Genomic DNA, 822 nt, shown 5'->3' on the forward strand with positions numbered 1-822 from the left:
GAGTGCTCAATAAAGGGAATATAGAGATCGGCACGATCATAGAGCGTAGTGAAGCGCCGTCTGTATTCAGCTACCAACACATCGGGAATGCGCTCCTGGCGCACATATGGCGGGTTCCCGACAACAAAATCAAACTCATGCGGTGCATCAAAGAGCAAGAAATCTCCCTGAACCAACCACTGTACCAGAAGCTTACGAGCTATTGCCGTCTGAATCTTGTGTTTACGCAGGAGAGCCAATGCTTTTTCATATGTAGACTCAAACGTCTCCTTATGTAGCTCTATAGCGCGCACACTGCTTGACAAGATTGGCAAGACATCCTCGTTCTTGCCATCCCGTTTCCAGCTTTCGAGAAGCCGCTCAATAGCGGGCAGAAGGAAATCTCCTTCACCAAACGACGGCTCCAGCAATCGTGATTTATGCAAAGGGCGGTCACTCGTATATCCAGCAAGGTCAAGGATGAATTCCACCACCTCACGGCGTGTATAGATCGCTCCGCGCTCTTCCACTCCAGAGCTGGATAAAATGGAAACTGCCTCAGTGATTGGGCAGCGTGTTGGTAATGATGGTTGGTGCTGGAGTGCATCAGCAGACATCATCTTTCCTCCCTATTACCCGCATGTCGCTCCGGAGGCTCCTGCACGGGTTTGTCTAATCTGGGTGCGCGGGGTTTGACTGCCGTTAACCTCACCCGTAATTCTTTAGCTTCACCTGGATTAAAGCGTTTCATCGTACCGACATTGCCCGAGGCCTTACGCCATTGCGCGAGGTATTCCGTTGAGCAAGCATTCCGTTTGAATAGCTGCTCGCATTGGAATACCT

General features: G+C 50.6%; 2 protein-coding genes. Both read right to left on the minus strand.

Features of this window, described 5'->3' with window-relative positions; genetic code table 11:
- A partial coding sequence (locus tag ACOCD2_RS22985; protein WP_419589884.1) for an Eco57I restriction-modification methylase domain-containing protein occupies positions 1-596 on the minus strand: 596 nt, incomplete at its 3' end.
- Positions 596-822 (minus strand): hypothetical protein (locus ACOCD2_RS22990; RefSeq protein WP_419589883.1); only part of this gene is annotated, 227 nt, incomplete at its 5' end. The genes ACOCD2_RS22990 and ACOCD2_RS22985, both read right to left, overlap by 1 nt.

It is taken from the genome of Thiolapillus sp. (assembly GCF_048562965.1).
Taxonomy (GTDB): domain Bacteria; phylum Pseudomonadota; class Gammaproteobacteria; order Chromatiales; family Chromatiaceae; genus Thiolapillus; species Thiolapillus brandeum_A.